The sequence below is a fragment of the Flavobacterium sp. genome (assembly GCF_043756175.1).
Classification (GTDB): Bacteria; Bacteroidota; Bacteroidia; order Flavobacteriales; family Flavobacteriaceae; genus Flavobacterium.
The window spans coordinates 1-6,097 of record NZ_JAYURN010000031.1 but is presented as its reverse complement, the minus strand read 5'-3'; the positions used below and the strand labels follow the sequence as shown (position 1 = coordinate 6,097).

Genomic DNA, 6,097 nt, shown 5'->3' with positions numbered 1-6,097 from the left:
GTCCACCAGTAACCCGCATTTGTGTTTGTAAAATAGGTAGTATTTAGAGCAGGATTAGTATTCTGATGATTCAAAATCGAAAAACTTTCTCTTGGTGTAGGCAATCTCCAGTCCGAAAACCCGCCAAGAACCAAATTATCTGCATACGTATACGCAGATTCAATCGTCATTTCGCCACCATCGGCTTGTTGCCAAATCAATCCTGTTACATTATCGGTTATGGTTCCGTTGCCATTATTGGTAAACGACGGCGCATTAATTGTGTAATCATTATCTTCACCAAAAGTTGCTGTATAACTTGTGTTTTGTCCCGTATCGGGCAACAAATTCATCGTTTTTGTAATGCTTTGCGCAAATGAGAATGTAGTTATAAATAGTAATATTATTTTTCTCATTTTATTCAATAATTAATTTTTTAGAAACTTCAAATTCAGATGATTTAATTTTAACCATATACATGCCGCTTGAAATATTCGTTAATAGAATCGTTTGCAAATATTTATCAGTACTAAAAACCAATTCGCCGAGTACATTATAAATTGAAATTTTTTGAATTTCATTTTGAATAGAGGAATCAATATCTAAATGAATCGTGTTTTTTGCTGGATTTGGGTACATATTTATTTTACTTTCAATAAACTGATTTTCGTTAGTACCCAAACTAGCTATTGTTTTTCTGACAATTACTTCATTATCTAGAACCACATTTTTACTCCATATAAACTGAGCATCGTTTGAAGCATCGTCGAAAATATTTACAAAATTAGTATAGGACGGTTTGTTGTCTACTCCTATAACTGCATTTGTATAAGTCGTTGCGCTTGGCCAAGTCGAATCGTCGAAACTTGCTGTTGTCCAATTTACTGGTCGAGCCCAATGTAACCCGTAATAGGTTGAACCTGAATTACTATCGGCAGTACTGCAAGTTGTAGATAAACGTGAAGTTCCAGATTCAGTTGCGCAAGCCAAGTTCATAATGGGTGCTGTATAAAATGTTTGCGCTTTCCAACTTGAATCGGTCTTTGCAATAATTGTGTTAGTTGCATCTTTAAAAACAGCTACCATACCGCCATCGCCAACGTGATAAGTAAAGCCGCCAATGGTTTCGGCACCAACGCCCAATCGTTCTTCCCAATCGACTAAAAGCATGGCAATGGTAAAAAGTTTATTTACTTTGAAACGTACAATACTCGAGTTAAATTCGGTAAAAGGAACTTTGTCTTTACCAACTGGAATGCCGTTGATGTACATTTCGAAATAATTATCGGCAAAGATATAAGCCGTAATCACTTCTCCAGATACATCAATTGTTACAATATCAGATCCGTTTAATGCTGATACCGCAGCCGTTGATGTTGCATAATTGTTGCCGTTGCACCCATTATTCAAATCTGATGCAAACGGGAAACTAGCATTTGTAAAATTAGTAACTGCAGGAACAGTCCAAGTTGTATTGTCTGTTGCGGTGATGGTTCCCACAGCCGCAACTCTACTTGCTACAGAACATGTGCTATACAAGTTTGCTGTAGTTATGGTTGTTGCCAAACCTTGTGTAACTGCTCCTGTTCCTGTGTATTGTGCAAAACCACAAGAGGTAAAAAAGATAAAAAATAATAGTTTTTTCATAATTTTTTTATTTTTAAAAAAAGTTTGGACAACTCACGAATTGTTGCCAAATCTAATGAAGAGAGAAAATTTATTTGATCAACAATTTTTTTGTCACTACCGAATTAGAAAACATAATTTTTACAAAATAAGTTCCTCTAGTTAACTTACTAATGTCTATATCTGATTTAAAATTAGTAGTTTTCGCAACTAAACTTCCTTTTGTATCATATATAGAAATGCTTTGAACATCACTTTCAAAAGAACTAATACCTAAATTTATTTTTAAAGTATCAGTTGCTGGATTTGGATAAAGTGTGATACTTTTTTCGATTGCAATGAAATTTTCTGTCGATAAATTTGGAACTGTACACAATGCAGATCCTGTATAATTTGTAGTCGTTGTACCTGTAGGAGTTACATAATTAAAGGTATAAACACCCGCAGCTGTTGCTGTATAGTTGGTTGCATATCCTGTAGTTCCGTTTAAAGTATAAGCAGTATTATATCCGTTACTTGCATTAGCCACACAAGCTGTAATTAAAGCACCTGTAAGCGGACCATAAGGTCCTGGTCTTGGAGAAACACCTTGTGGTTGCGGTATAATTTGATAACTGGCATCTTGTGTAACTACCCCTACCATGTTACCCACCATATATGGCGCAGTTGCTGTCCCATGATAATGATAAACACCACTCAAATAATGCCCGTGATTGGCATCTAAGGTTGCCATGGCAGCACCGGTTGGTTCTAAAGAGCCATAAATAGCGTAACCATCAAGTGCAAAAGCGATTGGTAAAGTAGCTGTTGTCTGTCCAAGAGTAATAAGATGCAAAGGAGCTGTATGGTAATGATAATCGTCGCCACGACCACAATGTCCGCCATAATTATCGAGTTGCCCGTCAAGAAAAGCATCGACTCCTGTATTTGTAAACGGATTAAAAATAGGCACTCCGTTTGCGGCAATTGCTAGGGCTCCTTTTATAAAATTTGTAGAATTAACAGGTACAGGACTTGCTGCCACAACTGGATTTAATGGAATTGTCCAATGACTGGTGTTTATAAAACATTTAGCCATAGGCACTTGTTGTTGCCAACCTCGATTAGAAATACCAACCATCATGGTGTGACCACCAATTCCTGCTGAGTTTACATAGAAATAACTTGCATCGTAAGTGGTACTTACTGTTGATGCAAATGGTGCAAATGCAGTTTGTACAAAAGCAGGGTCAGTAGTAGAAAGAATTTTTTTACCAAAGCTAAATAAAGTAACCAAAACTCCTGAAAATAATACTGGAACAATATATCTTAATTTTTTTCTATCCGTATATTTAAATAATAACGATGTTAATACAAATAAGAACAAGAGAATAAAGCCTAATTTATAGTTAACCGAAGATTGATTTTCGATGACATTTTGTGGTATTATATTTTTGTTTATAGCTTCAACCGAAGCTTCTTTTTTGTTTGCAAATTCTTGATCTGATTTAGAAAATGAACCGATTGGAAAATGTACAATATTATTATGAGCATCTTCAATATAAACATTCCCGTTTTTCAACATAGCGAAAGAACCATCGATATGTTTGTTTTGTTTTTCGACAAACCAATGTCTTAAGACTTGATTTTCATAATTTATAGTATGGGCAAAAATAATATTGCTAAATAAGCAGAATATTAATAGTTGTAGGTTTTTCATTATTTGAGTTTTTTTTGATTAATCCATTTTAGTAACTTCGCCACGATAAAATATCCTACAACCAACTGCTCTGGTATAAGGATTTGATACTTCTTTTTTTAGTAATAATTCATCCAATGCTTTTTCAAGATAATTGTTAGCCTTGGTTGGTTCGAGTGCGCTGTCATCTATCGAGCCTTCATATTTTACAATCCATTTTCCGAAGTAATCTTTCATAATAAGAAATGATTGTGGTGTACAAGAAGCTCCGAACTGTTTGGCAACTTTTTGTGACTTATCCTGTAAATACGGAAAATTCAATTTTTCTTTCTTTACTTTTTTCTGCATTAAGGCAAAGTTTTCTTCTTTGTAGGCTACTGTATCCATGGCGTTTATAGCCATCAAATAAATTCCTTTGGATTTATATTTTAAATTCAAATTATTCAAACGTTCCGAATATAATTTTGCCATTGGACATTTATTACAAGTAAAAACGACTATAAAACCTTTGGCATTTTTATAATTTGACAACGAGATTTTTTGATTATCTGTAGATTTTAAAGTAAAATTTTTAATTATTTTATCTGTGGGTGAAGATGAGCTTAAAGCAAAACTAGAAATGAAAACTCCTAACACTGTAAGACTAAAACAAGTTTTTATCATTTTCATAATTTATTTTTTTATGAATTTTTTATTTGTAATACTTTTTGTTTTATCGTCAGTCAGTTTTAAAACATAAGTTCCTGCTGCTAATGATGAGATATCTATACCGTTTTGCCACTCTGGTTTTGGTAACATCATAGCAACGCGGCCTTCTAGTGTTATAATTTTTATGTAATAAATTTCATTTTCTGTGTTCTCTAGTTTTATATATAATTTTTCGGTTGCTGGATTTGGATATAGACTAAAGGAAACTGGCGTTACATTTTCTTTTATGCTAAGTGCATTACTAACTATAAACTGCCCCATCATTCCTTCGTCTTCATGTGTTAATGCATGACAATGGTACATATACGGCCAAGTTGCGTCTGAATAATCATCAAATTTGGCAACAAAAGTAGCAGATCCTCCAATTGGCAACCAAACAGAATCTTTCCAACCTTGTTCATAAGTGCGTAAAGTTGTTCCCATATTTCCGCCCGAACGAGAAATAATTTTAAAAAAAACATCGTGTAAATGAAAAGTATGACCAAAAATATTGTTGTTTACGATTGTCCATTGTTCAATGGCATCTAGGTTAACGGTTTTAGGTGTCATTGTTGTGCTATAAAGTAATCCGTCTAAAGTAAATGCTGATCCACCATTTCCGCCTCCAATAGTAATTGTTCTTGTGCTTGTTACATTTGCTGCCGTCCAGTATGTATTGTTTACTAGCGTTGCTGGAATTGCAGTTATTGGTGTAGTTACGGATGTTGTAGCCGCTATTTTAATGTTTAAAAGATTGTAAGAGGTGTTGTTTAACAGTCCTCCATTTATTGGACCATGACCTCCAGTTGGTGTGGTTGCGTTTCCTTCTAATCCTGGCCAACCAAAACTATTTTGTCCAGGAGTTAGTGCCGTTATTTCAGCGGTGGTATTGTAAGCTTTCAAAAATAAAGTTTCGGCACCAAAAGTATCAGCACTTAAATTAACCATAATTTCGTACCGCTCTCCTGTTTGAACTGCCATTCTAGTTACGGCAACTGGAGCGTTTAATAAGCCCCCATCATTACCAATTACATAAAAAGTTCTATTATCACTAAAACCAATATTCAATCCTCGTTGTACTTCTGCATTCAAAATTCTGAAACGAACCCATTGTTTTGGCAAAGTTGCCTGTGGGTTTAATGTTCCGTTTATCATCGAATAATCACCATAATTATCTATTACTTGTGAAGCCATTTCATTTGTAGTTGCTAAGAATCGGCGGCTTGAAATAGCTAAAGGAATATCATCTATACCATACGTTCTAGGAATTGCGAGTGCTGCTTCAGCTGCGTCTTTTACAATTATAAAACCTCCAACACCTTTAGTTAGTTGCGCTTGTGTGGTTTCGTGCAAATGTGGATGATACCATAAAGTTGCTGCTTGGTTTTTGATTGTCCAATATGGTTGCCAAAGCGTTCCTGCCGGAATTACTTGATGCGGTCCGCCATCCATAATGGCTGGTAAATGCATGCCATGCCAGTGAAGTGTGGTACTTTCATTTAGATTATTTGTAACATCCATATGGACAACGTCGTCTTTATTAACAATCATTGTTGGTCCCCAAAAATTATTTGTTGTTGTTGATCCTGTATTTATAGAACCAGTTACTGTTGCCTGTCCCGTTCGATATTGCTTTACATTGTCATCTATATTAAGGGTAAATGTTTTTCCGTTTGTACCCGAAACACCATAATAGGCTTCTGGTATGTTAAGCGCATTGTATTGACAAAAGCAAATATTTACGGATAATAATAGGGTTAGACTGATTAGTTTTAGTGTTTTTTTCATTTTGTAGATTTTTGTTTTTGGTTGTTTTCTATCTTTTTTTAGGTTGGTTATCAGGTCTAAAATAATCTCGAATTTCTTTGACTAAATCTTCAAATTTTTCGAGTTGTTCTGGTTTACAAACCGCTTTTAGTTCCTTTGCTTGATCGTATCTCAACATTTCCATTTTATATTCGTTATCTGAAATTCTTATGGCAAACATTTCTATTTTAGCTTCGTCTGTTTTTATATTAAACATTTCTATATTCATTGCATCTTTATCATCTCGAATAATTTTTTTTAAAATTGCTTGTTTTTCGAAATTTCGTTTTCTTATCTCATCAAATTGAGCAACTTGCTGTT

General features: G+C 34.5%; 6 protein-coding genes. All 6 read right to left on the bottom strand.

Annotation, left to right across the window (positions count from 1 at the left end):
• The coding region (locus ACH2BP_RS01825) for a DUF1566 domain-containing protein (RefSeq protein ID WP_395056442.1) at positions 1–395 on the bottom strand (395 nt) is incomplete at its 3' end.
• Position 396: 1 nt separating this feature from the next.
• The gene (locus ACH2BP_RS01820) at positions 397–1,626 is read right to left on the bottom strand and encodes a T9SS type A sorting domain-containing protein (protein ID WP_395056440.1); all 1,230 of its coding nucleotides are present in this window, start codon (positions 1,624–1,626) and stop codon (positions 397–399) included.
• A 70-nt stretch (positions 1,627–1,696) separates the two neighbouring features.
• Complete coding sequence (locus tag ACH2BP_RS01815) at positions 1,697–3,304, bottom strand: T9SS type A sorting domain-containing protein (protein WP_395056438.1); 1,608 nt, start codon at positions 3,302–3,304, stop codon at positions 1,697–1,699.
• 18 nt (positions 3,305–3,322) lie between these two features.
• Positions 3,323–3,952 carry a thioredoxin family protein gene (locus ACH2BP_RS01810; protein WP_395056436.1) on the bottom strand — a complete coding sequence of 210 codons (630 nt, stop codon included), beginning with the start codon at positions 3,950–3,952 and terminating at the stop codon, positions 3,323–3,325.
• Positions 3,953–3,955: 3 nt separating this feature from the next.
• Entirely contained in the window at positions 3,956–5,758 is a 1,803-nt protein-coding gene (locus ACH2BP_RS01805; protein WP_395056434.1) for a multicopper oxidase domain-containing protein, read from the bottom strand.
• 28 nt (positions 5,759–5,786) lie between these two features.
• Positions 5,787–6,097 (bottom strand): hypothetical protein (locus ACH2BP_RS01800; protein WP_395056433.1); only part of this gene is annotated, 311 nt, incomplete at its 5' end.